At 42.8% G+C, this 24,202-nt stretch carries 18 protein-coding genes and 4 pseudogenes; 10 read left to right on the top strand and 12 right to left on the bottom strand.

All coding sequences use genetic code 11. From position 1 onward, the window contains the following. The first annotated feature begins 278 nt into the window (after nt 1-278). Together ACYRY3_RS10805 and ACYRY3_RS10800 are read left to right on the top strand one after the other, a co-directional pair. Entirely contained in the window at nt 279-608 is a 330-nt protein-coding gene (locus ACYRY3_RS10805) for a hypothetical protein (RefSeq protein WP_460201676.1), read from the top strand. Next, nucleotides 595-3,597 carry an ATP-binding protein gene (locus ACYRY3_RS10800; protein ID WP_460201675.1) on the top strand — a complete coding sequence of 1,001 codons (3,003 nt, stop codon included), beginning with the start codon at nt 595-597 and terminating at the stop codon, nt 3,595-3,597. Before ACYRY3_RS10805 ends, ACYRY3_RS10800 begins: the two co-directional genes overlap by 14 nt. A 79-nt stretch (nt 3,598-3,676) precedes the next feature. Here ACYRY3_RS10800 and ACYRY3_RS10795 read toward each other — a convergent pair. Both ACYRY3_RS10795 and ACYRY3_RS10790 read right to left on the bottom strand, forming a co-directional pair. Next, a pseudogene (locus ACYRY3_RS10795) lies at nt 3,677-3,787 on the bottom strand (sulfite exporter TauE/SafE family protein); the annotation flags it as partial. Between the two features lie 156 nt (nt 3,788-3,943). Beyond that, nucleotides 3,944-4,852, bottom strand: a complete 909-nt coding sequence (locus ACYRY3_RS10790; RefSeq protein WP_460201674.1) for an alpha/beta hydrolase — start codon at nt 4,850-4,852, stop codon at nt 3,944-3,946. A gap of 571 nt (nt 4,853-5,423) precedes the next feature. Here ACYRY3_RS10790 and ACYRY3_RS10785 point away from each other — a divergent pair. The 5 genes from ACYRY3_RS10785 (at nt 5,424) to ACYRY3_RS10765 (ending at nt 8,584) form a co-directional block, all read left to right on the top strand. Continuing rightward, on the top strand, nt 5,424-5,891 hold the full coding sequence (locus tag ACYRY3_RS10785) for a DUF6851 domain-containing protein (protein WP_460201673.1): 468 nt from the start codon (nt 5,424-5,426) through the stop codon (nt 5,889-5,891). Beyond that, nucleotides 5,872-6,009, top strand: a complete 138-nt coding sequence (locus ACYRY3_RS10780) for a hypothetical protein (protein WP_460201672.1) — start codon at nt 5,872-5,874, stop codon at nt 6,007-6,009. Before ACYRY3_RS10785 ends, ACYRY3_RS10780 begins: the two co-directional genes overlap by 20 nt. A 152-nt stretch (nt 6,010-6,161) precedes the next feature. After that, nucleotides 6,162-6,506, top strand: coding sequence for a CopM family metallochaperone (copM, locus tag ACYRY3_RS10775; RefSeq protein WP_460201671.1), 345 nt, complete (start codon nt 6,162-6,164; stop codon nt 6,504-6,506). A 293-nt stretch (nt 6,507-6,799) separates the two neighbouring features. Next, nucleotides 6,800-8,269: a YncE family protein gene (locus ACYRY3_RS10770; protein ID WP_460201670.1), complete on the top strand. Its 1,470-nt coding sequence runs from the start codon at nt 6,800-6,802 to the stop codon at nt 8,267-8,269. 9 nt (nt 8,270-8,278) lie between these two features. Further along, nucleotides 8,279-8,584 carry a cupin domain-containing protein gene (locus ACYRY3_RS10765; RefSeq protein WP_460201669.1) on the top strand — a complete coding sequence of 102 codons (306 nt, stop codon included), beginning with the start codon at nt 8,279-8,281 and terminating at the stop codon, nt 8,582-8,584. Here the strand turns inward: ACYRY3_RS10765 and ACYRY3_RS10760 are convergent. The 3 genes and pseudogenes from ACYRY3_RS10760 to ACYRY3_RS10750 form a co-directional block, all read right to left on the bottom strand. Next, a pseudogene (locus tag ACYRY3_RS10760) lies at nt 8,536-8,922 on the bottom strand (PspA/IM30 family protein); the annotation flags it as partial. The gene ACYRY3_RS10765 and the pseudogene ACYRY3_RS10760 sit on opposite strands and share 49 nt — an antisense overlap. 165 nt (nt 8,923-9,087) lie before the next feature. Further along, entirely contained in the window at nt 9,088-9,792 is a 705-nt protein-coding gene (locus ACYRY3_RS10755; RefSeq protein ID WP_460201668.1) for a PspA/IM30 family protein, read from the bottom strand. 107 nt (nt 9,793-9,899) lie between these two features. Then, nucleotides 9,900-11,300 (bottom strand): SPOR domain-containing protein, encoded by a 1,401-nt coding sequence (locus ACYRY3_RS10750; RefSeq protein ID WP_460201667.1) that lies wholly within the window; start codon nt 11,298-11,300, stop codon nt 9,900-9,902. A 194-nt stretch (nt 11,301-11,494) separates the two neighbouring features. Between ACYRY3_RS10750 and ACYRY3_RS10745 the strand changes: the two genes are divergently transcribed. Further along, nucleotides 11,495-12,040, top strand: coding sequence for a DciA family protein (locus ACYRY3_RS10745; RefSeq protein ID WP_460201727.1), 546 nt, complete (start codon nt 11,495-11,497; stop codon nt 12,038-12,040). A 58-nt stretch (nt 12,041-12,098) separates the two neighbouring features. Here ACYRY3_RS10745 and ACYRY3_RS10740 read toward each other — a convergent pair whose 3' ends face one another. Beyond that, the gene (locus ACYRY3_RS10740) at nt 12,099-12,245 is read right to left on the bottom strand and encodes a hypothetical protein (RefSeq protein WP_460201666.1); all 147 of its coding nucleotides are present in this window, start codon (nt 12,243-12,245) and stop codon (nt 12,099-12,101) included. A gap of 877 nt (nt 12,246-13,122) precedes the next feature. Here ACYRY3_RS10740 and ACYRY3_RS10735 point away from each other — a divergent pair. Continuing rightward, nucleotides 13,123-13,425: a hypothetical protein gene (locus ACYRY3_RS10735; RefSeq protein ID WP_460201665.1), complete on the top strand. Its 303-nt coding sequence runs from the start codon at nt 13,123-13,125 to the stop codon at nt 13,423-13,425. 155 nt (nt 13,426-13,580) lie between these two features. Here the strand turns inward: ACYRY3_RS10735 and menB are convergent, their stop codons facing one another. Further along, the gene (gene menB, locus ACYRY3_RS10730) at nt 13,581-14,414 is read right to left on the bottom strand and encodes a 1,4-dihydroxy-2-naphthoyl-CoA synthase (RefSeq protein ID WP_460201664.1); all 834 of its coding nucleotides are present in this window, start codon (nt 14,412-14,414) and stop codon (nt 13,581-13,583) included. Nucleotides 14,415-14,518: 104 nt separating this feature from the next. Between menB and ACYRY3_RS10725 the strand changes: the two genes are divergently transcribed. Beyond that, entirely contained in the window at nt 14,519-16,258 is a 1,740-nt protein-coding gene (locus ACYRY3_RS10725; RefSeq protein WP_460201663.1) for a KAP family NTPase, read from the top strand. Nucleotides 16,259-16,375: 117 nt separating this feature from the next. On the opposite strand, the pseudogene ACYRY3_RS10720 reads toward ACYRY3_RS10725, so the two are convergent. The 5 genes and pseudogenes from ACYRY3_RS10720 to ACYRY3_RS10700 form a co-directional block, all read right to left on the bottom strand. After that, a pseudogene (locus ACYRY3_RS10720) lies at nt 16,376-17,473 on the bottom strand (condensation domain-containing protein); the annotation flags it as partial. A 12-nt stretch (nt 17,474-17,485) separates the two neighbouring features. Further along, nucleotides 17,486-21,679 carry a non-ribosomal peptide synthetase gene (locus ACYRY3_RS10715; protein WP_460201662.1) on the bottom strand — a complete coding sequence of 1,398 codons (4,194 nt, stop codon included), beginning with the start codon at nt 21,677-21,679 and terminating at the stop codon, nt 17,486-17,488. Between the two features lie 28 nt (nt 21,680-21,707). Next, the gene (locus ACYRY3_RS10710; protein ID WP_460201660.1) at nt 21,708-21,923 is read right to left on the bottom strand and encodes a hypothetical protein; all 216 of its coding nucleotides are present in this window, start codon (nt 21,921-21,923) and stop codon (nt 21,708-21,710) included. 224 nt (nt 21,924-22,147) lie between these two features. After that, nucleotides 22,148-23,107, bottom strand: coding sequence for a hypothetical protein (locus ACYRY3_RS10705; protein WP_460201659.1), 960 nt, complete (start codon nt 23,105-23,107; stop codon nt 22,148-22,150). A gap of 3 nt (nt 23,108-23,110) precedes the next feature. Further along, nucleotides 23,111-24,202: pseudogene (locus tag ACYRY3_RS10700) on the bottom strand (decarboxylase); the annotation flags it as partial.

Here is a 24,202-nt window from a genome sequence, read left to right as displayed (position 1 = left end):
TTCAATAAAGGAGATTTTAAGCCACGTTCACAAGCTACTTTCAAAGCTCTTGCTTTAAGTACTAAGCCATATCAGTAGACCTGCATTAACTCACTTAATTGTTTTACATCTGGCTCATTAAGTTGCCCCTCTCGGTTACGCGTTAAAAGGTCGCTCAAAGTCTCTTGTTGTTCAGGAACCATTTGTAATACATTGTAAATTGTTTATATAGTTTAAATTCAAACCAGACGGTCGCACTATAGTAAAGTTAATCGTCAAACCTTATTTCTTCAATTCCTATGAACGCCAGCACACCCACAGGTGAAAATAGCGAATCTCTTGTGCTTCATGAAATTAAAGAAGCGCACACAACTGAGATCCAGCAGATTACTCAAACATTAGCTCAGATTACAAATTTATCAGAAGAAACAGTGAAACCTCACCTTGATGCCATGTTATTGCAGTTGGTGAAATCTAAAGTTGAACGTCCTTTTTATGAAACTGCCACTCCTTCTGAGTGGGTAAAGGCATTTCGTGAATGGGCAGACAGCCACAGAAGAAATACTCCATTACTTGACGACTATGCTGTGAGTCGGGCAGGAATATATGAGGAGGATGAAGAGATTTAGTGGCTTACCTTGTAGATACCAATTTGTTACTGAGAAGCGTTGGGCGAAAAATGCAGAGGATCGCTATCAAAGTGCTTGGGGAATTAAAGCAGACTTGGAAAGCTGTGCTCAGCAACTGGAAGAAACTGGTAAAATTAATAATATCCAATTGGGACTTCAAGATATTTCGGCTCGGTTTCAAATTCCCCAGAAATTATATGGGCGTTCTCGGGAAGTCGCAATGTTGCTAGCAGCGTTTAACCGTGTTGCTTGCTCTCAGAATAATTTAGAAACAACTTGGGAAATAAAACAAACAAATCAGCCAGCATTCAAAACCGAAATGATGTTGGTGTTAGGTTATGCAGGAATTGGAAAATCAGCACTTGTACGGGAACTTTATAAACCTATTACCCAAAAGCGGGGTTATTTTATCTGGGGAAAATTCGAGCAACTTGGGCGCAATGTTCCTTATAGCGCAATAGTAGATGCCTTACAAAAATTGGTACAGCAATTGCTTGGCGAACCAGAGGAGCAAGTGCAACAGTGGAGAGAACGCTTACTAACGGCTTTGGGTAGCAACGCTCAAATTATTATTAATGTTATTCCAGAAGTAGAATTGATTGTGGGTAAGCAGCCACCTGTAGCAGAAGTTGAAGCAACAGCAGCTCGAAATCGCTTTAATCTCACCTTTCAGAAGTTTGTGCGGGTATTTTGTTCCCAAGAACATCCCCTGACAATTTTCTTAGATGATTTGCAGTGGATCGACTCAGCAACGCTCGAGTTAATTGAATTGTTACTGCTTGACGAGCCAACTCAATTCTTATTTTTGATAGGAGCTTATAGAGATAATGAAGTGAATTCAACGCATCCACTTGTATTAACTTTGGGGAAATTGAAGAAAAGGGGAGTAGTGCTTAAAGAGATTGTTTTGAAGCCATTAACAATAGAAACTTTAAATCAATTGACTGAGCCGGACAAGTTGGCGGCGATGCAAATCCTGTCAAGCATAACGATTGCTGCCTACATAGCTGCTCCCGATCTGATGCCTTTAGTTGTCTCTAAACAGGTCAACTTGTCAATACAATATGGTAATACGTTTCTATCTCCCTTTGCGTATGCCAACTTTGGATTCGTTCTTTGTGGGATGATTGGAAACATAGAGTCTGGCTACGAGTTTGGACAGCTTGCTCTAAAGCTGTTATCACGGATGAATACTCATTCACTTAGAGCTAGGACATTGCTCATTGTCAATAACTTTATCATCCACTGGAAAGAACACGCCAAAGAAATATCTCAGCCATTACTACTCGGTTACCAAATTGGAGTGGAAACTGGGGATTTAGAGTTTGCAGCCTATTGCGCTCATAGTTATTGCCTCCAATCCTTTGTCATTGGAAAGGAACTTGTGGAAGTTGAACGCGAGATGGCAAAATACAATGAAGCTATGCGTCAAATCAAACAGCAAGCAGCACTGACTTGGACTCAAATATTTCAGCAGTCTGTCTTAAATTTAATGGGATGTTCGGTCAATCCTACCCGTCTCATTGGGGAATGCTACAACGAGGAGAATAGACCGATACAAGACGAAAAAGACAGAGTCGTCATTTTTCAGGCCTATTTGAACAAACTTATCCTATGCTATCTATTTTCTGAGTATTCTCAAGCAGTTGAAAACGCAATTTTAGCGAAAAGTCATTCGCTCCAAGGAAGAGCAGCCCCCCTTGAGCCTTTGTATTACTTCTATGATTCTCTGGCAAGGCTCGCAACCTATTCCGGAAGTAGCGATCGAGCACAGGAGGAAATCCTCAAAAACGTTGCCCTTAGCCAGGAAAAAATGAAGCACTGGTCAGATTATGCACCAATGAATCATTTGCATAAATATCATCTGGTACAGGCAGAAACTGCACGAGTATTAGGTCAGTTATTTGAGGCAGAAGAGTTCTACGAGCAAGCCATTCAAAATGCTAGAGAAAATGGATATATTCAAGAAGAGGCGTTGGCATATGAACTGGCTGCTAAACATTACCTAGCGCGAGGTAGGGATAAAATTGCCCAAACTTACATGAAGGAAGCACGTTACTGCTATTCGCTTTGGGGAGCAATGGCAAAGGTCAAAGATTTAGAAAATCGCTTTCCAAAGCTATTTCCTCAGTCGTTAGGAATGCCTTCTACGTCAATTGGTATCACTTCTGGAGCTATTTCTAATATTTCAGCGATCGCTTTTGATTTTGTGGCAATCATGAAAGCATCGCAAATGATTTCTCGTGAAATTGAACTGGAACAATTACTCAGTTCTTTGATAAAGATTGTTATCGAAAATGCAGGAGCACAAACAGGGTTTTTGATTTTAGAAAATGATGGAAAATGGACGATTGAAGCAACTATTGGACTGAATAGGAATGTCTATGAGACACAAGTGTTGCAATCTATTCCAATAACAAATTTACTTCCCGAATCAATTATTAATTATACTATCCGGACTCATGAATGTGCGATCTTAAATGATGCAACTCGTGAAGGCAATTTTATCAATGAACCATACATTCAACGCAATCAAACTCAATCTATTTTGTGTTTGCCATTGCTCGATCGCGGTAAACTTGTAGGGGTGTTGTATTTAGAAAATCAATTGACAACTGGAGTCTTTACACCAGAGCGATCGCAAGTTTTGAAGTGGTTATCAACCCAAGCAGCCATTGCCATCAAAAATGCCAAACTCTACTCAAAACTCCGCGAAGGCGAAAGTCGGATGACTCAATTTCTGGAAGCGATCCCGGTGGCTATTATGGTAGTGGATGCGGCAGGACGCCCTTACTACGCTAATAAACTGAGAATTCAGATAGTAGGTAAAGGGGTCGATCCTTCAGTGATACCAGAGCAATTCGCTGAGGTTTATCAATTTTATCAGGCAGGAACTGATAGAAAATATCCCACTGAAAAACTACCAATTGTTCGGGCTATGAAGGGCGAATCCATCAGAGTTGATGATATTGTTGTGATTACCAATTGAAGTTGAAAACGGGAACTAGGGTGCAGTCAATGTAGCGTTTTGGTTATAGTTTTCTTGATTATTTGGAGAACAGTTTTAAGGTCAAGAGTGGCACAATCACAACTCCTCCTCCTAGCCCGGTTAAAGAACTTAATAAGCCCGCCAAAATAGAACCCATAGCAACGATCGCGGTGAATTCGAGATTGTTCATAAAATAGAGATCGTAAATTGGAGTAGACAGCCAACAGTGTAGTTTGAGTCAGTAGCTTGTGAAGATTTGGAAGTTCTTAAGACAAGATCGCTTTGGCATCAAAGCTTTTCATCGTATTGCTGTAAAACTCCAACTTAGAATGGAAATTGCAGAAATTCAAGCCTGCATCAAATATTTCTCAAACCATTTCACCGCAGTTGTGCTTGCAATCTCGAAGCCTTCTCCTTGATAACCATCAAAGTGTCCGCCCTTCAAAATTGTGAGAGACTTCGGTTCCATCGCACGAGCATAGATAGCCGCGGTCAACTCAGCAGGTGCAAGAAAGTCCTTCTCACCAACGATAAGGCATAGCGGAGTTGGAAAGATGGCTTCGAGGTGAGGAATTGGTTCGTAATAGAGACAGTGTTCAATTGATTCATAGGAAATCCGATTCTCCCATCTTCCTTCACTGGCGCTCTTGGTCAATTCTACCCAAGTATATGCATCGGGTGTTGCAAGAAAGCTGGGTTGACCGGACGGGGCAACCAACGGGAAGTAGTTTACTTCTCCAGTTTGATACCGTTTTATCCGGTCAAGTGAAAGCATCTTCGTGAGTTCTTCAAGTTCAAGTGGAGAGGTCAAACGGTGAGTGTTGAGAAAACCACTTACCATAGGCATTTGTGCTACAACCGCTTTCACTCGCCGATCGAATGCGGCTAGATGTAGCACATGACCGCCACTGTAGGAGAAGCCCCACACACCTATGCGTTCGGAGTTAACTTCGCTTTGTAGTTGAGTCCACGTAATGGCATTGCGGTAGTCCTCATGCTGCTCGGCAGGGATCATTTGTCCGCGAGGCTCTCCCTCACTGGCACCAAGGTAGCGATAATCAAACAGTGAGACAGCGAATCCGGCTTGAACAAAACGCTCAGCAAAGTGTGGCAAGCCCATCTCTTTGGTCAAACCAATTCCATGAGCCATGACAATGGCTGGACAGCGATCGCCGGATGCGACTCGATCTGGGCTGTAAAAAGTGACAGAACACTTTAGACCTTTACTCTCGAAACTGGTTGCTCTTGTTTGCATAATTGCTTACACTCCCATTTCACAAAATAGCTTCAAACATAACAAAACCTAAGTCCCTAATTGCGTTATTTATAAAACTCAAAATTTGTCAATAAGTAATAGTAATTAAAAAGGTGCAAAAAATGGAGTATAAAATCCAATTTTTTAGATAGCGATTGCCTGAGGTTATTTTAGGGAATTCACGGAATTGACTTTGGTGGTGTAGTAGCAATTAAGAACATCGCTCAATTATTTCCAAACTTCTCATCAATGATTTAGGATTGCTATATTAGTGTTTGCATAAATTCAACATATACAATTAACTCTAAACTTGTCATCCACTTAAAGTTGAAACTTTTATTCAATAAAGTGATTGATGAATAAGTCCATCTCAAAATCAAAGCTTGGCTCCAACTTTAGTTGGAATTTGAATTCCAACGGAAGTACTAATCCTGAAACTGACAATTCTTCAGATCCCTACAGGATCGCAGATTGAGTGTGTAGTGCTTACGGCTTATCGTCTAAAGAACTCTCAAGCTTGTGTTAATAAAGTTGAAGGATTTGTCATAAATACTTTTAGCGAGCGCTATTCTTGTTGAAGGTTGCATTTTTTGTCTTCGGCATTCAGCCACGTTTTCAATCGATAAAGGACACAGGCACTAATGTTACAGTGGCTGGACGAGCCTTAGCTATTCTCCACACTGCTATCTTCGATGCTTGGAGTGCTTACGATCCGGTGGCGGTTGGAACTCAACTAGGCGATACTTTGCAACGTCCTAACTCAGAAAACACCTTTGACAACAAAAACCAAGCAATTAGCTATGCTGCTTATACGAGTTTGGTGGATTTATTTCCGACCGAGGAGGCTAAATTCAATCAGTTGATGAACAGCCTCGGCTACAATCCTAGCGATACTTCCACCGATACCAATACGGTAACCGGGATTGGTAATGTTGTAGCTGAGACATTACTTGATTTTCGGCATCATGATGGTTCCAACCAGTTAGGCAATTTCCATCCTGGATTTACCTCTGAAAGTATTGGTATGGGAAGCGGCTGACGGCAAAGTGTGGCTGAGTTACAACGATCCCAATTACTTAAAACAGAGGTTCTCTCTCTCCGATGAGTTGGTTAAGAATATCGCGGTAATTGCACCTTTAATCAATCAAGTACTCTGATAAACAACTCATTTACTTTGTTGCTTAGTAGTTAGACACAATTAATTTCAATAACTTTTTTGCTTTGCCCAATGTCCCGTGCCCGGACGAGTGCGAGTGTATTTAATTTTGTCTAGTTACTTATCTCACACTGGCTACCGCAATTTGTTGTCATGCTAATATTATTTGTAATTTTCCTCACCCTGAATCTGTTTACGTTCAATTCACTGCCCGTCTATGCGGATAATCTGCCCAATCGTGATGCGTTGAATCAAGCAATGATCTCAATGGATACTGCCATGTCCAGCGTTCCTATGACTGGTAATCCAGATGTCGATTTTGCTGTCATGATGATTCCTCATCATCAGGGTGCAATTGACATGGCAAAGGTCGAGCTGCGGTACGGAACTGATTCTCGTTTACGACGATTGGCACAAGAAATTATTGTGACTCAGCAATCAGAAATTGCATTAATGCAGCTTGTTCTGGAGCATCCATTGTCCGCTCAATCTCATTAGGATCGGCAATGTTGCTCAAATCGGCATGGATTATAGCGATTCTCACTTGAATGAAGTACAAATTTATCTGCGTTTGTCCGCGTGCATCTGCGGTTCCAAACTTTTTTATGTATTAGACCTCTCCAGAAATGATGTAAGGGCGAACGGCCGAGAGCCCCTACTAAGGGTTTTGGCGAACGCGTAATTAATTTTTGGAGATGTCTATTGCACCCAATTGAAAAGCGGTATATCTAGTATATCTCTGATACAGATTATAAATGCTTCACTTGACGATTTAATTCGAGAGGAACCCAATGAAGTTGCGTATCATCAGTTTTGCCCTTGTTATTCTACTCAGCGTAGCAATTCCTACTCTGGCAGGTCAAGCTCCTTTTGCGGCTTCTGCCCGGATTATTCCAATTAGCTCCCGCGATCGCGTTTACAGTGCCGATCAGTTCTCCAACACGGTTTCAGTTATTAATCCACAAACCAATGAACTTCTGGGAGTTATTCGTCTGGGTCAAACATTACCAGACAATCTAAGTCCTTTATACAGAGGACAACTTCTCGTGCATGGTATGGGTTTTTCGCCAGACTACCAGACTGTAGTTGCGGTTTCTATAGGCTCGAATTCGGTTACGTTCATTGATACTCAAACCAATCAAGTTAAGCACATTACTTATGTCGGTCGCTCTCCGCATGAAGCCTTTTTTACGCCTGATGGTAAAGAGGTTTGGGTAACGGTTCGGGGAGAAGATTATGTTTCTGTTTTGGATGCTTATACCTATGAAGAGAAGTTGCAAATACCAGTAGGGAATGGACCCGGAATGACCATTTTTCGTCCAGACGGCAAGTATGGATTTGTTTGCTCCAGTTTTACACCTGAAACCGAGGTGATTGAGGTTGCTACCCATCGAATTGTGGCAAAAGTTCCTCAAAATTCGCCTTTCTGTCCTAATATTGCTGCAACACCTGATGGCAAGCAAGTCTGGTTCACGTTGAAAGATATTGGCAAAACTCAACTATTTAGTGCAGAACCGCCTTTCAATACGATCGCCACACTCGATACTGGACCTATCACCAATCACGTCAATTTTGCCCGGAATCAAAACGGTCAATTCGCTTATGTCACCGTAGGTGGCGAGAATGTTGTGAAAGCCTATACTACAACTAATAATCCCAAATTAGTTGCGACAATCCCAGTTGGCGATTTACCTCACGGGTTATGGCCTTCAGGGGATGGTACGCGAATTTATGTTGCCTTAGAAAATGGGACGGGTACAACTGCAATCGATACCTTGACTAACAAAGTTATTGCAACCAATCCCAGTGGACAAAGTTCGCAGGCATTAGTTTACATTCCGAACGCGGTTCCTCAAGGAGATGGATTAGCAAATTTGCAACCATTAGGTAATTTAGGCTTAGCAGAACATCTGGTTATGGGACCTCCCGGAGCGTCCTCTGAGCAAGCAGTGACAACGGTTGCTGTTAATAATCAGGGATTAATTGATTTTGTGGAAGCTTCGGTGACTGGACTGCAACCACAACAGAGCTATGAGCTGGTACTCTTGGAACACCCAAACTCACCCTATGGGGAGATTCAACCGTTGGAGATGTTTAAAACTAATCAGGCAGGAGCTGCGATCGTTACTACAATTGGACCGCTCAAACAGATTGTCACAGGAACTTCACAAACGCAACGGCGATATTTAGCGATCGTGTCTACCCAAAATGGAGCTCGTAGTTTACCCGTGCAGATTCAACTAGAACAAAAGTCAACCTAATTTAAGCCAATGTTGATTCAAAAACTTAGTACGTGCGAAAAATTCATTGCTGGAGATGGCACACTTTTGCGAGAGCTTTTGCATCCTGATAAGCAACCTTTGGAATTAAGGTACAGTCTAGCTCATGCAGTAGTGCCAATCGGAAAAACCTCAGTTCCCCACTCCTTGACTACTTCCGAAGTCTATTACATCCTTACTGGGAAAGGAGAGATGCATATAGATAATGAAATTCAGATAGTAGAACCAGGAGATGCGGTGTACATTCCAATTTTGCTTTCTAGCTGGATTAAATTGCGCTTGAGAGCATCTACTTGACTGGTTTGTTGATCTAGGCTAGCCTTTAGTGAACCTGCAGATTCGTTAAACGTCTTTTTACGCTCCAATGCTTGTCTTGCTAAGTTTTCATCACCTTTTTGCAAAGCAAGTTGGGCATTGCGCTGCCACTTGTTGACTTCATTTTGTGCATCGTTGTACTGTTTCTCAGTACGTTTTTGGGCAGCAATCGCTTGAGCAACGCCCTGGCGGAGCTGTACTAGGTCTTCCTGCATTTCCAGGATGGCTTGTTCCAGCATTTTCTCAGGGTCTTCTGCTTTACTGACCATGTCGTTGAGATTGGCACTGACGACTCGCCTAATGCGATCGAATAATCCCATAACTTCCTTGTTCCTATGAGTGATTTACGCGCTTAGTTGGGCAGGTATGCTTTTTTACTATTTATAGCTACCTATTTCAATGTAGTTCTTCCGGTTTAAATCGGTACTGCTCAACAAGCCCTTAATAATAAGGATATTCTTCAACTTCAGTCTTTGCCCAATCTTTTACTTATCGGGATTTCCTGGCAATTGCTGGGGTAATTTCCCGGAGTTAGTAGAAAGATCCGCTTTCATGGCTCTGAGTTCTGCATCTACACTATCACCTTCGTCTAAAGAGGCAAAGGATGAACGCAGTTTGTCTGGTGCAGTCACAGAAATAGTTTCAGCTTGGGCTTCCAGTTGTAAAACTCTGTCTTCCATGCGCTCAAAAGCTTTCATACTCTTTGCGTTGGAAGTGGGGTTTAGCATTTCTTGGAGTTTATAAGAAGCCTCAGCTGAACGGGCGCGAGCGATATACATATCTTTTTTATTCTTCGCTTCGGTCATTTTTAGCTCTAACGTCCGCATCTCCTGTTTGAGCTTAGTCACCACTGCATTTTGCTCCTCTATTTGAGATAAAAGTGCTGTTGCAGTTTCTTGATAAGCTCGGCGTTTGGTTAGCGCTTCTTTTGCTAGAGCTTCGTTACCTTGTTGCAAAGCCAATTGAGCACGACGATACCATTCTGCCGCTGTAGATTGGGAACTAGCTACCTGTCGTTCGGTACGCTTTTGGGTAGCAATTGCTTGGGCGACTGCCTGTCGCAGTTGCACCAAATTCTCCTGCATTTCCATAACGGCTTGTTCCAGTATCTTTTCTGGATCTTCAGCGTCTGCAACTAAACCGTTGAGGTTTGCACGAATTACCCGCTTGATACGGTCAATAAATCCCATCGCCCACTACTCCATACATATTGCCAAAGTTTACCGCCACTACTGCTTTTCGCTAAATCGGTGTCACTCCCCACCATAAACGGGACTCCGTTTTGGTGGTGAGTACTTCACGGCTGTTGAATTCTAGCTTTAATGCCTTTGCTTTGAAGTTGTTGCAGCAAAGTTTGTGCTTTTTCTTTGTTTTTGAGCGCACCAAGATAAATAAGACTACCGTCATCTGACAAGTAAGCATCGGGAATGATTTTCCTTACAGACGCAAGGGCATTATTGCCCTTATTATCTGTAATTACGTGATAGAACCCATCTACTGACGGTTTTATCTCTCCATTCGGCTTTGGTTTGGTACTTGGAGGTTTTGGAGAAGTGGTTGCCGTTGGAGGTGGTAGGGCTGTAGGTGGCAGGGCTGTAGTCGGTGGTGCTAAGGGTCGAACGGCTTGTGTTGGTGGTGAACTGACAGGAAATGACGGGGGTACTGGGTTTGGTGCCACTGTTGGGATAGGTTTCGGTTTGGGTTTTAAGCCAACGACATCATTTGAATCTCTCACTTCTGGAAACTCATCAGTGGCTAGATTGGGATACTTGGGTATGGGTGCCAGCGTTGGCGAAGGTACATTTGTAGATTGTTTTGCACCTTCTTCAGTATTTTTTGCATTTGTTGGTGAAGTTTGTTTAAACCATCCTTCTAAACTTATCTGTGGCAAACTTTTAGGATTAAAAACTACGTAGCCTAAAGTCATGCTTGCTACTAGTAATAGTAGCATTGAGCCTATACCCAGTGGTGATAGCAAACTGTCATTGTTAGAACTCGTTTGCTTTTTCTCCTTTGGTTGGTCTTCTGTGAGGCTCCGCAGTAATGCCTCAGAAGATTCTAAGTAGTCTTCTGGTGGAAGACGGTTATCATCAGTAGTTTTATCTACCTCCGCTAAATTGGGAGGGATTTTGTGTTCTTTTACACCTACAGTGACTATACTCACAGAACTGGATGGTGGAGTTGTTTTTGTTTTAGCAGGGTCAGAAGACAGGGAGCTTTCGAGTTCCTCAATTGTTGAGGAAACTGACGCAGTTAAGCTTTGTATGACTTCTCGCTGTAGTACTTCTTCAGCTTTTGCTGGAGAATGTACTTTGGGTTGAGTTTCTGCTATGGATCTCGGTGGCGTGTTGATTGCTGTTGCACTAGTGGGTATTTCCTCGTGCTCCAGCGCTGCTTTCCCAGGCGAAGTTGTAGCCAAGCCAAAATTCTCCAACTCATGTGGGAAACTCTCTTCTGCTGATAATTGAGATTTTTCCCCCATCGTACTGATGGCTGTCAACTCTTGAAGTTGATTGCCAATCAATCTACCAATGTGGGGTTGGCTCAATGTTCTATATCCTGTTCTTGTGCGTCTATATCGGGCTAACTCTTGATCTAACTGTACTTCTAAACTAGCAAGGGCTGCTGCTAGTGCTGGCTTTAACCTATGTGGTTTGGAAGATTGAGCACCCGAACCTACTAGGGGGTTTTGACTCATTGCCTGTCTGCCTCAAACCTGGATTTCCAAAATAATGACAAAGCTAAAAGTGTGTCAGTAGTTAGCAAAGACCTAATGGCTGATAGCTAATGACTGATAGCTTAATTAAAAATACGATTGTGCCAATCCTAGCGAAAATTATCATATATATTGATACTGCAGAGGGAAACTGCATTTTTGCCAAGGTTGGCGGCATGACGTTGAAATCTCTTAATGATATTTTAAGTGTTCTGGAAACACAGGCTAAATGGCAGGAACAGCCATTTCCAAAATTACTCAAGTGTTGGGCTGAAATCGTGGGAATAGCCGTAGCCGCTCACACCCAACCTTTGTCAATTCAACGTGATGTTTTGCGGGTGGCTACCTCTAGCGCCGCTTGGGCACAAAACTTAACTTTTGAGCGAAAGCGCTTGCTGTTGAAGGTGAATGATAAGCTGTCCACTGCTTTGGTGGATATTCATTTTTCTACAGCAGGATGGCAACGCCCCAAAAATCCAAACGCCGAACAGGAAATCATTTCTCCACGCCATCACCCCAGTTATGTAGGTGATGGTAAGAATTTACCTGCCAAGCCGACTGCCACTCCAAAGGATGCAAATACTGCTTTCCGTAACTGGTCTGAGACAGTGCAAGCACGCACGCTCGGATTACCTCTTTGCCCTACATGCCAATGTCCCACCCCAGTTGGTGAGCTTCAGCGCTGGCAAGTTTGTTCTCTTTGTGCGGCTAAGCAATTCTAAGTCGCTCCAACCCCTAGCTGAGTTCTAGATGCCTGGTTAGGCTATATCCAACATTATATTAGGGGCTTCCAAAGGAAAAACTCCAAAATTTCTTGTGCGTGGTGCGGGCTTCTAGCCCACCACCAATACAGGACTGGCGAGAACGCCCATCCCACAACGTGAATAATTTATTTCTTGGAAATCCTTTATCCAACGTCTGCCACATTGGTGTTGAGTATCAATGTGTATCATCCTGTTTGTAAAATGGTAGGACTTAGCGCGACTACCTGCTTTTTGGCAATACTGATAAAAATACTGAATTTTGTTTGAAACGCCACACTTTTTACTTTTTTTCAACAGTAGAATTACAGTTTAACCCGTTTTCAATTGGCTCAAAGTGGAATTTCTTTATCAATAGCTTCTTCTCCCAAAAGGTAGAAAAGCACTACGACTAAAGTCATTATTTAAATGACTGTTTAATTATGTTAACTATGCCACTAGATGAGTTTCGGGGCTCGCTAAAAGTGCCACTTGAGGCTGAAGTTAAAAGAGTGGCGAAATGGTTATGTTGAGTATTAGCTTTGATCCCCAAGTACTTTTGATTTAGTTGAGTATGCTTTACCCAATGCAATTAATGTACGATTTTGTTTACAAAAAAATTGAAAAATATAACACAAACCTAAAAAGATTCTAAAGTTAACTTTTTCGTTGGGATCGCTAAAACCTAGATATATTCACGGGTTTTGGCTTTCAACCCCATTTATAGATAGACGCAAAATAAAAGATGAAAATCAGCCATAAATGGCACTAGATTTCATCAACTCTCTCCTTAGATAGAGAGAAGTTGAGTGAGTAAATTTAAGCGTTCAACTGGAACGTACTTACGGGTGCTTCTCCAGTCCGTACTATCTATAAAACCGTTTTAACGGTTGCCTTAAGAGGGGACATCCTGTTGAACGCGATCGAGGAGACTATCAAAAAGGTTTTGCTTAGTTCCTGGTTTATTAGCCATAAAAACTAAGTTGTTGTACTTGTTAATAGTACACTTTCTGTTTCCTCCCGCGTGTAAATACGCGTAAATACAATATTTCCCACACGGTTTTATGAAACACATTAAATTCTTGACATCTGCCTGTCGTTATTGTCGTTATTACCAGCCCGAAGGTCGTCGTGGTGGTATGTGCCAGCAGTTGGGAGCACCGGTGCAAGGAAATTGGAAAGCTTGTTCTTTAGCAGTTCCACCCTTTGTTCCTTCTTGGGAAACTTTGGAAGATGTTTGGAGTTTGCCAGATGGCACACCAGTCTTAGCTTCAGGTTTAACTAAAGGAGCACTCACTCCTGCTGAAGAAACAGTGAAAAACTCTTCTGAGCCGACAAAAACTCAGGCACAGGCAGTTGTTGTTTAACTGTGTTTCGTCAAACCAAAACAAGTCAAATCGTTAAGCGCAAAGCTGACATCGCAGTTTGTCCGAAAGAAATAAAATTTTTTTAACATTTGTAGGTCTACTCAAGACTTTAGTATATGGCAAAGTCGCACCTTTAAAGGTGCGACTTTGCGTTTTTATGGCAGCCAAGGAAAGTCGCGAAAATGAGGTGGACGCTTTTCTAGGAAAGCTTGTTTACCCTCTTTACCTTCTTCTGTCATGTAATAGAGTAAGGTAGCATTGCCAGCTAGCTCTTGCAAACCAGCTTGTCCATCACAGTCAGCATTAAACGCTGCTTTTAAACACCGGATTGCAATCGGGCTTTTTTCTAAAATCTCTTGCGCCCACTGGATACCTTCCGCTTCCAATTGTTCTACTGGAACAACGCAATTGACTAAACCCATTTCTAGTGCTTGCTGGGCACTATACTGGCGACAGAGAAACCAAATTTCTCTTGCCTTTTTTTGACCCACAATGCGAGCAAGATAGCTGGCACCAAAACCACCATCGAAACTACCTACTTTCGGACCAGTTTGTCCAAAAATAGCGTTGTCTGCCGCAATGGTAAGGTCACAAATTAAGTGTAGAACGTGTCCACCACCAATTGCATACCCAGCGACAAGAGCAATCACCACTTTTGGCATGGAACGAATAAGACGTTGCAAATCCAGTACGTTCAAACGGGGGATACCGTTATCATCTACATAACCTCCATCTCCCCTCACGCTTTGGTCACCGCCGGCACAAAAAGCATATTTGCCATCAGTGTGTGGACCTGCACCAGTAAATAAGACGACACCAATTGTTGTATCCTCACGGGCATCGCAGAAGGCATCGTACAATTCAAACACGGTTTTTGGACGAAAGGCATTACGTTTGTGAGGGCGATTGATAGTGATTTTAGCAACGCCTTCAGCTTTGTGATAGAGAACATCTTCGTAGGTTTTTGCTACTTGCCAATTTATGTGCATGGTTCATGGAGTTTTACTTTGCAAATGCAAGAATTCTATCGCAGGTGGCATTGCTTACCCTACTCTATATGACAGGATTTCGGTATTGGTATAAGGTTTTTTCTATGGCACAAGCTGAAATTAACGATTTATCACAAGGCATTCCCTCAATTAAGCCGGAACAAGATCGACTCGGATATGCAACCTTTGCCAAGCATTTAGCAGACAGTATTTGCAAAATGTCTTTTTCGGAAGGGTTTGTCATTGCGGTCTACGGTTCCTTGAGTTCGGGCAAATCCACACTATTAAACCTTGTGGTTCACTATCTTAAACAAAAGCCAGATGAGGAGCAACCCATCATCGTTCCGTTTAACCCCTGGCTGTTTTCCGGACATCAAGACATTACAAGACGTTTTTTCGATCAATTACAAAATGTTTTAAGTCAAGTCACTGCTGTTCCCAAAGGCTTGAAAGAGAGAATTGCCAATGTTGCCAAAGCAATTTCTGAAATTCCTCTACCTTACGCCCAGGCTGGTAAGGCAGTTGCAACACTAGTTGACGACGAGCAAAAAGAAACTTCCGAGTTAAAAGAAGAAGTCGAAGATTCACTAATGAAGCAGCAACGACGAATCGTCATCACAATTGATGATATTGATAGGCTTCCTACAGAAGATATCAAGCAATTATTTCGCCTTTTAAAAGCAATTCCAAATCTTACTAATATTGTCTATCTTCTGGTTTTTGATAAAGAAGTTGTCATCAAAGCCCTGGCAGACAGTCAAGGCACACCCGGTCAAGAATATCTTGATAGGATTGTTCAGGTTGCTTTTGAGTTACCCAGTCCTGGTAAAACCTCACTCCGCAGACTACTTTTTGAAAAACTTGATGGTGTTATTGGTGACAAAAGCAAGGATCTCTTTGAGCCTACTCGCTGGAGCAATGTCTACTTTTATGGGATAGACTACTTTATTACCAATCTTCAGGATATTGTTCGTCTGATCGATAGATTAACAGTGACCTATCCAGCCGTAGAATGTGAAGTCAATCCAGTTGATTTTATCGCTCTAGAATCACTCCGCGTATTTTGCCCAATAGCATATGATACCATTTGGCAAAACAAGAATGCTTTTTTAGAAGAACGAAATTATTCTTTAGAAGAACTGAAAAATTTTCATAATTTTTGGATGGCTCAGTTACCAGATGAGGACAAGCAGCCAGTCCAAAAGTTGCTAATGTACCTTTTCCCTAAGTTGGAAATGATTTGGGGTAATAGCAAATCTATTGAAAAGCAAATTGTTGATTTTCAAAAGCAATTACGTGTTTGCTGCCAGGAAATATTCCCTATTTACTTTCGTTTAAATTTCTTAGAAGCCGATCTGTCTAATACTCAGATAAAAGCTGTCCTTTCTTCGGCTTGTCATGCGAAATTTTTTGGAGAAAAACTTATAGAACTGACTCGGCAAAAGCGTTACGATGGTACAACTTTAGTCAGAGAATTTCTAGAACGACTTGAAAATTATGCCGAGAAAGTCATTCCCACTCATTGTATTTCTGTTATTGTAGAAGCTTTATTTGATGTCGGCGAACAACTGTTATGTCCGGAAGACCAACCTAACACTATCTTTGATTTTGGAAATGAGGTGCGAATTCATCGCCTCATTTCACAGCTGTTATGTCGTCTTGATGAACCTACAAGGTTTGAATTGTTAAAAACTTCTATGGGTCAAGGGCAAGCATTATCAATTATTGCAAAAGAAGTAGACACTTTGGGCGAACAACAAGCATCTTCTCCAGAAGATGAAGGGCTTGTGAGTGCAGAACATTTGCAAGAGCTTCAAGCAATTGTTTCTATGAGAAGAAAGTAAGCTGTTACCCCTATAAATTTGACATTTATGTAGGCTGGGGATTGCCCACTTTCTTAATACTTAACCCAATCTACACAAAATCTTCATACTTTAAATGTTGGGTTTCGTTCCTCAACCCACTTGAAATAGCGGATGGTAACCCAAATTTCGCTCTGGCTGCAGTTCTTCAACAAGCTTTTCATAAGGCAAATCTTGATAGCTATATGCTCCTAATGTAACCTCCCGTACTCTGCTTAGTAGTTCTCGAAAAGTCGGGTTTCCACTGAAATTAGTACGCATGACCAAACTATTGACAAAAAAACCAATAAGCCCTTCAATTTCACTGCGGTTCCGGTTAGCAATTGGCGAACCTACTGCAATATCTTCCTGATAGGTGTAGCGGTAGAGCAAGGTTTGAAATACTGCCAGCAAGACCATAAATAAAGTCGCCCCTTCTTGCTGCGACAGTGCTTGGAGTGGGTCAGTTAGCTTTTTTGGTAACTCTAGAAATTCTATTGCTCCTTGATAGCTTTGTATAGCAGGTCGGGGTTTGTCAGTGGGCAGATGCAGCATTGGCACGTCCTTTAATTGCTGTCGCCAATAAGCTAACTGGGTTTGGAGGGGCGAACAGCCGTTTACTCCTACTCCTTGCAGCCACTCGCGCTGCCAATGGGCAAAGTCGGCGTATTGAAGAGGAAGTTCCGGTAGGGGCGTAGAAATCTTGTCTGTGATGTCTTTATTTGCAAAAGCTGCGTACAGTGTTCCCAGTTCCCGAATCAACACCCCAATAGACCAATCATCGCAGATAATGTGGTGCATATTCAGTAATAGAATATGTTCTGTTTCGGAAAGCTCAAGCACCATCACTCGCAGCAAAGATCCCTTGGACAAATCAAAAGGACGTTCTATCTCTGTAGCGATAATGTGCTTTGCTTCAGCCTCCCGTTCACCTGGTGGCAATTCCCGGAGGTCTAATACGGAAAGAGGTTTTGTGAAGCTGGGTGCAATCACCTGTAGGGGTTGCCCATCCAACATCTTAAACGTGGTGCGTAAGGTTTCGTGGCGATGCACAATTTCGTTAAAGGTCTGCTCTAGTGCCCATAAGTTCAGCGAACCTGTCAACCGTATAACTGTTGGTACATTGTAAATAACATTACCAGGGAGTAATTGGTCAAGGAACCACAACCGCTGTTGGGCAAAAGATGCTGGAAAGACGAAAACCTCTTCAGAAGACATATCTATCCTTGTTTAAGAATGGTGTTTTTCAATACAAGCTCTTAACTGCGCGGCTAAAAACTGGATATGGGGTGGTTTCAACATGGTTAGGTGATTGCCAGGGATGGTGTGAATTTCCGTTCCTCCAACAGCTAGCTCATCCCAACCCATGCTTGCATCTCCCCCGCCAATGCTTGAATTCTGACCTGTTTTGAAAAGAGTTATGGGTTTGGGGTAGGCTTGGGGAACGTAATTGAGAACGGCTTGGCTATTGGCGTAGAAAACCCGAAGCATGGGGCGAATTGCGAACTCCCTTAAAATGCGTAACTTAGACTCGTCTGATATGAGGTTGGCTGCAGTGCTCTCTTTTAGGATAATGTGTGAGAACAGCTTGGTTTCCAGCCATCGCATAAACTTATGAAAGAAAGGAAATCGAGAAGTTAAACTGTTAAGTCGGTTCTTGCTAAAGTCGGCAATTAGAAAAAAGTAATCGAATAAAAAGGGCCAGATATATCGTACTGCCGTGGTGAGAAAAAACTTGAAACTATTGCCAAAAGAAGGTAATTTGCCCTTAATGGGTGCTGAGGTATCCAGTACAGCCAGTAAAGCCACTTCTTCCCCAGACCTTTGGAGTTGTTGAGCCATTTCAAAAGCAATCCAACCTCCAAAAGACCAACCTCCTAAACAATAGGGTCCTTTCGGCTGCACTCTACGCAATGCTTCAATGTAGTAAGCAGCCATATCCTCAATGCGAGTGAGGGGAGAACTTTCGCCATCAATGCCAATGGGCTGTAGCCCGTAAAATGGTTGGTTTTTTCCCAAATGATGGGCTAATTCGTAGTAAGGAAAGATAACACCAAAGATTGGATGAACGCAGAAAAAGGGTGGATTTGAACCAGCAGGCTGAATAGCAACTAAGGGAGACCAAGGCAGAGAATCGGTTTCGGGGCTTAAACAAGTTGCTAAACTTTCAATTGTTGGATTTAAAAATAGGGTAGACAATGGCAAGTTCCGCTCAAATTGCTTGTTGATTCTCTCCAAAAGGCTGACGGCTAGCAGGGAATTTCCTCCCAAGTCAAAGAAATTTTCGTGAATCCCTACAGACTCAGTGTTAAAAACTTTAGTCCAAATTGTTGCCAATTTTAATTCGATGGGAGTACGAGGAGGGATAAAGGTTTTATCTATTGAATGGCTGATTGGAGTATTGAAAGCGAGGGTATAGCGATCCACTTTGCCATGAGGTGTTAGGGGTAGAGAATCTAGCAAGACAAAGGCATTTGGCACCATGTATTCTGGCAATTTTGCTTTTAAGAATTCACGGAGTTCCATAGTTGTCGGTAGCTGCTGGGAGATGGGAACAAAATAAGCTACCAAGTAGTTATGACCCAATGGGTTCTCTTTAGCAATGACGACTGCTTTTTGCACGCTTTGATGCTGATTCAACAACGTTTCAATTTCTGACAACTCAATGCGGAATCCGCGCATTTTAATTTGATTGTCAATGCGACCTAAAAATTCAATATTGCCATCTGGTAAATAGCGAGCCAAGTCACCTGTCTTGTAAAGCCGTGCTCCCTTTTTATTAGTAAAAGGATTGGGAATAAACTGTTCGGCAGTTAATTCGGGACGGTTGAGGTAGCCCCGCGCCAGTCCATCGCCACTAATGTATATCTCGCCTGGAATTCCGATTGGTACAGGTTGTAAATGTTTATCTAATATATAGATTTGAGTGTTAGCAATCGGGCAACCAATGGGTGGTTTTTCACTGATAGAACTAATCTCTGCAACGGTTGACCAAACAGTTGCTTCAGTGGGTCCGTAAGCGTTAAAAAATTTCCGCCCGGAACTCCACCAAGGTTTTACAATGTCTTGGGAACAGGGTTCTCCTGCACAAATAATAGTTTGCAATGGGGGAAGTGATTCTGTGGGTAGGACTGCCAACACTGCAGGTGGAAGGGTGACGTGAGTTATGGCTTTTTCGCGCAAGAGTTGGAGCAAAGCCTGTCCTGGTAGGAGGGATTCTTTCTTTGCTAAATAAAGAGTGGCTCCTGTTCCCAATGCCATGACAATTTCAAAAACTGAGGCGTCAAAACTCAATGACGCAAATTGCAGAATGAGATGGCTCGGTTGTAAGTTGAAAACCTCTATTTGAGCTTTTGCCAAATTGGACAATCCTCTGTGAGCGATCGCAACACCTTTAGGCTGTCCTGTCGAACCAGAGGTGTAAATAACGTATGCTAGATTGTCAGAGCTAACACTGCTCCTAGGATTTTCCCTGCTACACCGTGTAATAGTTGCCCAATCTTCATCTATACAAACCACAGATAACCCCTGAAAAAGAAGAGGCTGGTTTCCCGATTTGAGGTAACTGCCGCGAACCAAAGAAGAATGAGCGAGCAGAACAGACACTCCCGCATCGTTCATCATAAAGTAAAGACGCTCTTGAGGATAGCTCGGATCTAAAGGCAAGTATGCACCACCCGCCTTAAGGATGCCCAATAAGCCAACTATCATTGAGAGCGATCGTTCCATGCAGATACCAACTAAAACCTCCGGAATAACCCCCAATTCTTGTAGGTGATGTGCAAGTTGGTTAGCTTGGATATTGAGTTCGCGGTAGGTTAACTGCTTGTCTTCAAAAACCACTGCTATGGCATTGGGAGTTTGCTCTGCTTGCGCTTCAAATAACTGATGAAAACACTGCTGGATTTTAGATTGTGAATTTTCAACCCCAGATGCATCCAGATGGAGGCGGCTTGTAATTGTTCCTATTTGGCTGGGTTCGCATCTATCTCCAGTTAGTTTTTTAGATAGATTCTGATTGAACTCGATAAGTAGTTGAGATTGTTCTGCCTCCGTTAAGATTGGCAAGTTGGAAAGGCGTTGTTCTGGATAGGCAACAATACTTTCTAGTAGGGTTTGGAAATGTCCCAACAACCGGGTAATGGTGGCGTCATCAAATAAATCAGTACTGTACACCACTTGTCCTTTGAGAGTTTCTAATTCTTGCCACAGGTGGAACTCCAAATCCAGCTTTGCAGTTTTGCTGTCGAACTCGAATAGCGAAAGCATTAACCCTGGTAACTCTAGCGCTGGAATGGGAGTGTTTTGGAGACTAAATACGACCTGGAACAGGGGATGGCGGCTTAAATCCCGATCGCAGTGCAGTTCCTCTACCAGCTTTTCAAAAGGTAAATCCTGATGGGCATAAGCTCCCAAAGTGACCTCTCGCACTCGATGCAACAATTCTCGAAACGTCGGGTTACCTGATAAATCAGTACGCAGCACCAAACTATTGACAAAAAAACCAATTAACCCTTCTATTTCGCTGCGGTTGCGATTGGCAATGGGTGAACCTATTGCAATGTTCTCTTGCTGGGTGTAGCGATAGAGCAACGTCTGAAACGCCGCCAGCAAAGTCATGAACAAAGTAACGCCTTCAGAGTAGCTGAGTGTCTCCAGTGCCTGAGTTAAAGAGTGGGGTAGTTCTAGAAATTGTTTCCCGCCCCTGTAGCTTGGAACTGCCGGTCTGAGTCGGTCAGTAGGGAGATTCAGCACGGAAATCCCATCTAACTGCTTTTGCCAGTAAGCTAATTGGGTTTGAAGGGGCGAATTATTGGTTTCCCCAACCCCTTGCAGCCACTCGCGCTGCCATTCCGCGAAATCTGCATACTGAATGGGTAGTTCCGGCAGGGGTGATGGCTTGTTTTCTACAAAAGCTTTGTATAAGACCCCCAGTTCTCTAATGAGCACTCCAATTGACCAGCCATCAGCAACGATATGATGTAGATTTAGCAGCAGCACATATTCTGCTTCACCCAGTTTTAGCAGCAACACTCGCAGCAATGGTCCGACGCTTAGATTGAAAGGACGTTGAGCTTCTGCGAGTGCGATTTGTCGCCCTTGTATCTCACGCTCTGTAACTGGGAAATTGCATAGGTTTATGACGGGAAGAGGTATCGTTAAGGAGGGTACAATAGCTTGCACTGGTTGACCGTCCACCATCACAAATACGGTGCGTAACGTTTCGTGGCGGGTGACAATTTCGTTGAATGCCTGCTTTAGTGCCCCTAAGTTGAGGGAACCTGTCAGGCGAAGTGCTGTTGAAACATTGTAAAAGGGATTGCCCGGTGCTAATCGGTCGAGAAACCACAATCGCTGCTGGGCGAAAGAAGTGGGAAAGACGAAAACCTCTGCTTCTTCAGAAAAATGGCTTTTTTCTTTCATATTGGTGAAATGACTGATGAGAACAGAGTTACACGTCATGCTGCTTCAACCATGCCTGCAGGCATTGCCAACCGTCTTTAGCTTCTTTCTTACTAGAGAACCCTGACGGCAAATGACTTTTTAAAGCAGTTGCTAACATTATAGAGATTAACGGACAACCGGGCATAGTTACACTCGTTGATAGCTGCAACCAATTCCTTGAAGTCACAATTGCGGCTGACGTGAATTCGTCATGAAAAGTCAAGTCGCTTCGCTCCAATTCGTCATGCGTAATTCATGAATTTTTCATTACGAATTACGAATTATTTGGTCAGGTTTTGCACTCCAATGCATTCAGCACGTTAATTTTTCTTTACATTCTTCTGTTTATTTGTGCTTTCCTACTGATTTGCTCCCGTTTCTAGTTGTAAAGGCACGGCTGTACGTCTCTACCGCGTATTGCATTCAGAAGAAAATCTCTATAGTCGCTCACTTGAGGTGAGCTAAATTTCGCCAAAAGACTTCTAGACTTTTAACTCCACCAAAAGCTGAACTCCAAAGAGTTGCGTCGCAGACAAATAAATTGCCCGCTTGAATTCCATGTGGGAAAATCCATAACAATGCATTAAAATCAACATTTCCCGCATCAGTAAATGGATGTCTGGGTGCTTGGGGATTAATGAGTTGTTTGGCGAGAATACAAACAGATTTAGAAAGGCAATCAGGTACGTAATAGTGGGGAAGATGAGGATGTAGATTAAAAGTATTCACTCCTTGAAGAATCTTGAGTTCATCCAAGTCGGAAAATATGCGTAAAGGTGCAGGAGAATTGTCTTTGGGACATTTAGCAGGATTGAGTCCAAAATGATTTTTGATATCGAACCCAAGTCCTGCTAAAAGCGATCTGGCAAATCCACCGATGCGCTGCTGAGAAGGAACGAGGCGATCGCCGTGATGCTGAAACTCCACTTCACGGGCTGCTAAATCTTCACTCGCACCTACATCGTGTTGGGCAGAAATCAACAAGCAGGCTTCTTCGCGTTCTAAAAAATGTCGAATTGCTTCGATTTCGCCCTGAGTAGCTTTTTGTCCAGTCTCAAAGTGATCCAAACTTACTACAATCAGGGTATCAATGTTTTTGAGAAAATCTTCATCAAGTTCTTGTACGGGAGGCGCATCTCCTCCTCTTTGAATTAAACTGACAGGGTTTCCTGTCGCCTCAGCAACAACATCACTAAAGTGTTGAAAGTCAAACAAAACGACATGATCTAAGAAGCCAGAAATGCCTTGATTGTAATTAGCCGGATTGCTTGCCCATTCGTACAAAGGCCAAATAGCACGACGAAATTCAAACAGCGTTGAATATCGATTTTCTAACTTACCCAACTCAGCGCCTATTTCCTTGGGTCGATTCCAAGAAAAATAAAGCGCAAATCTTCGACCAGGCATCGGTTAGTACCCCCTCGTTTGGATTGGTGAAATTTCTTCAAGAGCTGCGTAAACTGCTTTGCGAAACTCTTGCTCCAGCACATCAAGGAATGACCCCTCAGCCGTTTCGGTAATCCACGGGTCCATCACCACAGAGCGCAAGACTGTAATCAAGGAACCTGCTGAACTAGAAACTCCCAAACGGTGTTTGTAGTTTTCGATGAAAACCTTTCCGTATTGATCGCCGTGCAAATCTGTGGTGCTGACTATTAAGTCATAACCGTAAATATCCTCTCCAGGATTGATGCTTAATCTGTTATAAATAGCTTGATTAAGACGATTTGTCAGAGCTAAATCTGTATTAACTATCCCCGATGGAGTTTTAAAGTTAAAAGCATAAGCCAAGATGTTTTCGTCTGGTCCGAGTTCTCTTAGCAACGCTATTGCCTCACGGTCTGCAATGATTTCATCATTAGTTTTGCCAACAATTCTATCGCGAATGAATTGAATTTGTTGGTCGATATCGGAAAGAGCATTTTTTTCAGCTGGTAGTTGCGGAACGGGAACGACAATGAAAGGATCGTCAGGACGCGCCATACACAAAAGACGTGCATAAAGTTTTTTACAGCTAAATAAAGCCGCACCAATGATTTTTCCATAGCCACTCTTGGAGGGTCGAATCACCCTATGACTTAGGTATACTGCCGCCGCCGCCGCTCCAGGTTTCGATCCTTCTACGCCATAAATGCCAACGGTTGGCTCTGCGTCGCCGTGGAAAACTACTGGAGCACTAAAAGTTACCAGATCGCGCATTGCTGAATTTTGATAGCAAAGCGCCCCTGCAGGGTATGGAATGTAACCTGATTTGTGCGGATCTACCGTAATAGAATCAGCATGACCAAGGACATTGAATTGTTCGGTCACGTATTGACTTAATGGCATGGCTGGAGGAGGTGCCATGAAAGCATTTGGCTTTGGCATATCAAAGTCTTCTCGAATCACAGAGGCATGATAACCGCCCCAAGCCGCATCGGCATGAATGGTAAATTCTAAGCCTAAGGAGCGAAACTTTTCTCTCAGGGCAAGAACCTCTTTAATTGGGTCAATGGCACTTTC

The organism is Scytonema sp. NUACC21 (genome assembly GCF_054684315.1).
This window is presented reverse-complemented; position numbering and strand designations above follow the sequence as displayed.

Bases quoted from the DNA above. Each gene is read 5' to 3' on its own strand.
- ACYRY3_RS10805 (WP_460201676.1), top strand. From the start codon at position 279: ATGAACGCCAGCACACCCACAGGTGAAAATAGCGAATCTCTTGTGCTT.
- ACYRY3_RS10800 (WP_460201675.1), top strand. From the start codon at position 595: ATGAAGAGATTTAGTGGCTTACCTTGTAGATACCAATTTGTTACTGAG.
- ACYRY3_RS10790 (WP_460201674.1), bottom strand. From the start codon at position 4,852: ATGCAAACAAGAGCAACCAGTTTCGAGAGTAAAGGTCTAAAGTGTTCT.
- copM (WP_460201671.1), top strand. From the start codon at position 6,162: ATGCTAATATTATTTGTAATTTTCCTCACCCTGAATCTGTTTACGTTC.
- ACYRY3_RS10770 (WP_460201670.1), top strand. From the start codon at position 6,800: ATGAAGTTGCGTATCATCAGTTTTGCCCTTGTTATTCTACTCAGCGTA.
- ACYRY3_RS10765 (WP_460201669.1), top strand. From the start codon at position 8,279: ATGTTGATTCAAAAACTTAGTACGTGCGAAAAATTCATTGCTGGAGAT.
- ACYRY3_RS10755 (WP_460201668.1), bottom strand. From the start codon at position 9,792: ATGGGATTTATTGACCGTATCAAGCGGGTAATTCGTGCAAACCTCAAC.
- ACYRY3_RS10750 (WP_460201667.1), bottom strand. From the start codon at position 11,300: ATGAGTCAAAACCCCCTAGTAGGTTCGGGTGCTCAATCTTCCAAACCA.
- ACYRY3_RS10745 (WP_460201727.1), top strand. From the start codon at position 11,495: ATGACGTTGAAATCTCTTAATGATATTTTAAGTGTTCTGGAAACACAG.
- ACYRY3_RS10740 (WP_460201666.1), bottom strand. From the start codon at position 12,245: ATGTGGCAGACGTTGGATAAAGGATTTCCAAGAAATAAATTATTCACG.
- ACYRY3_RS10735 (WP_460201665.1), top strand. From the start codon at position 13,123: ATGAAACACATTAAATTCTTGACATCTGCCTGTCGTTATTGTCGTTAT.
- menB (WP_460201664.1), bottom strand. From the start codon at position 14,414: ATGCACATAAATTGGCAAGTAGCAAAAACCTACGAAGATGTTCTCTAT.
- ACYRY3_RS10725 (WP_460201663.1), top strand. From the start codon at position 14,519: ATGGCACAAGCTGAAATTAACGATTTATCACAAGGCATTCCCTCAATT.
- ACYRY3_RS10715 (WP_460201662.1), bottom strand. From the start codon at position 21,679: ATGAAAGAAAAAAGCCATTTTTCTGAAGAAGCAGAGGTTTTCGTCTTT.
- ACYRY3_RS10705 (WP_460201659.1), bottom strand. From the start codon at position 23,107: ATGCCTGGTCGAAGATTTGCGCTTTATTTTTCTTGGAATCGACCCAAG.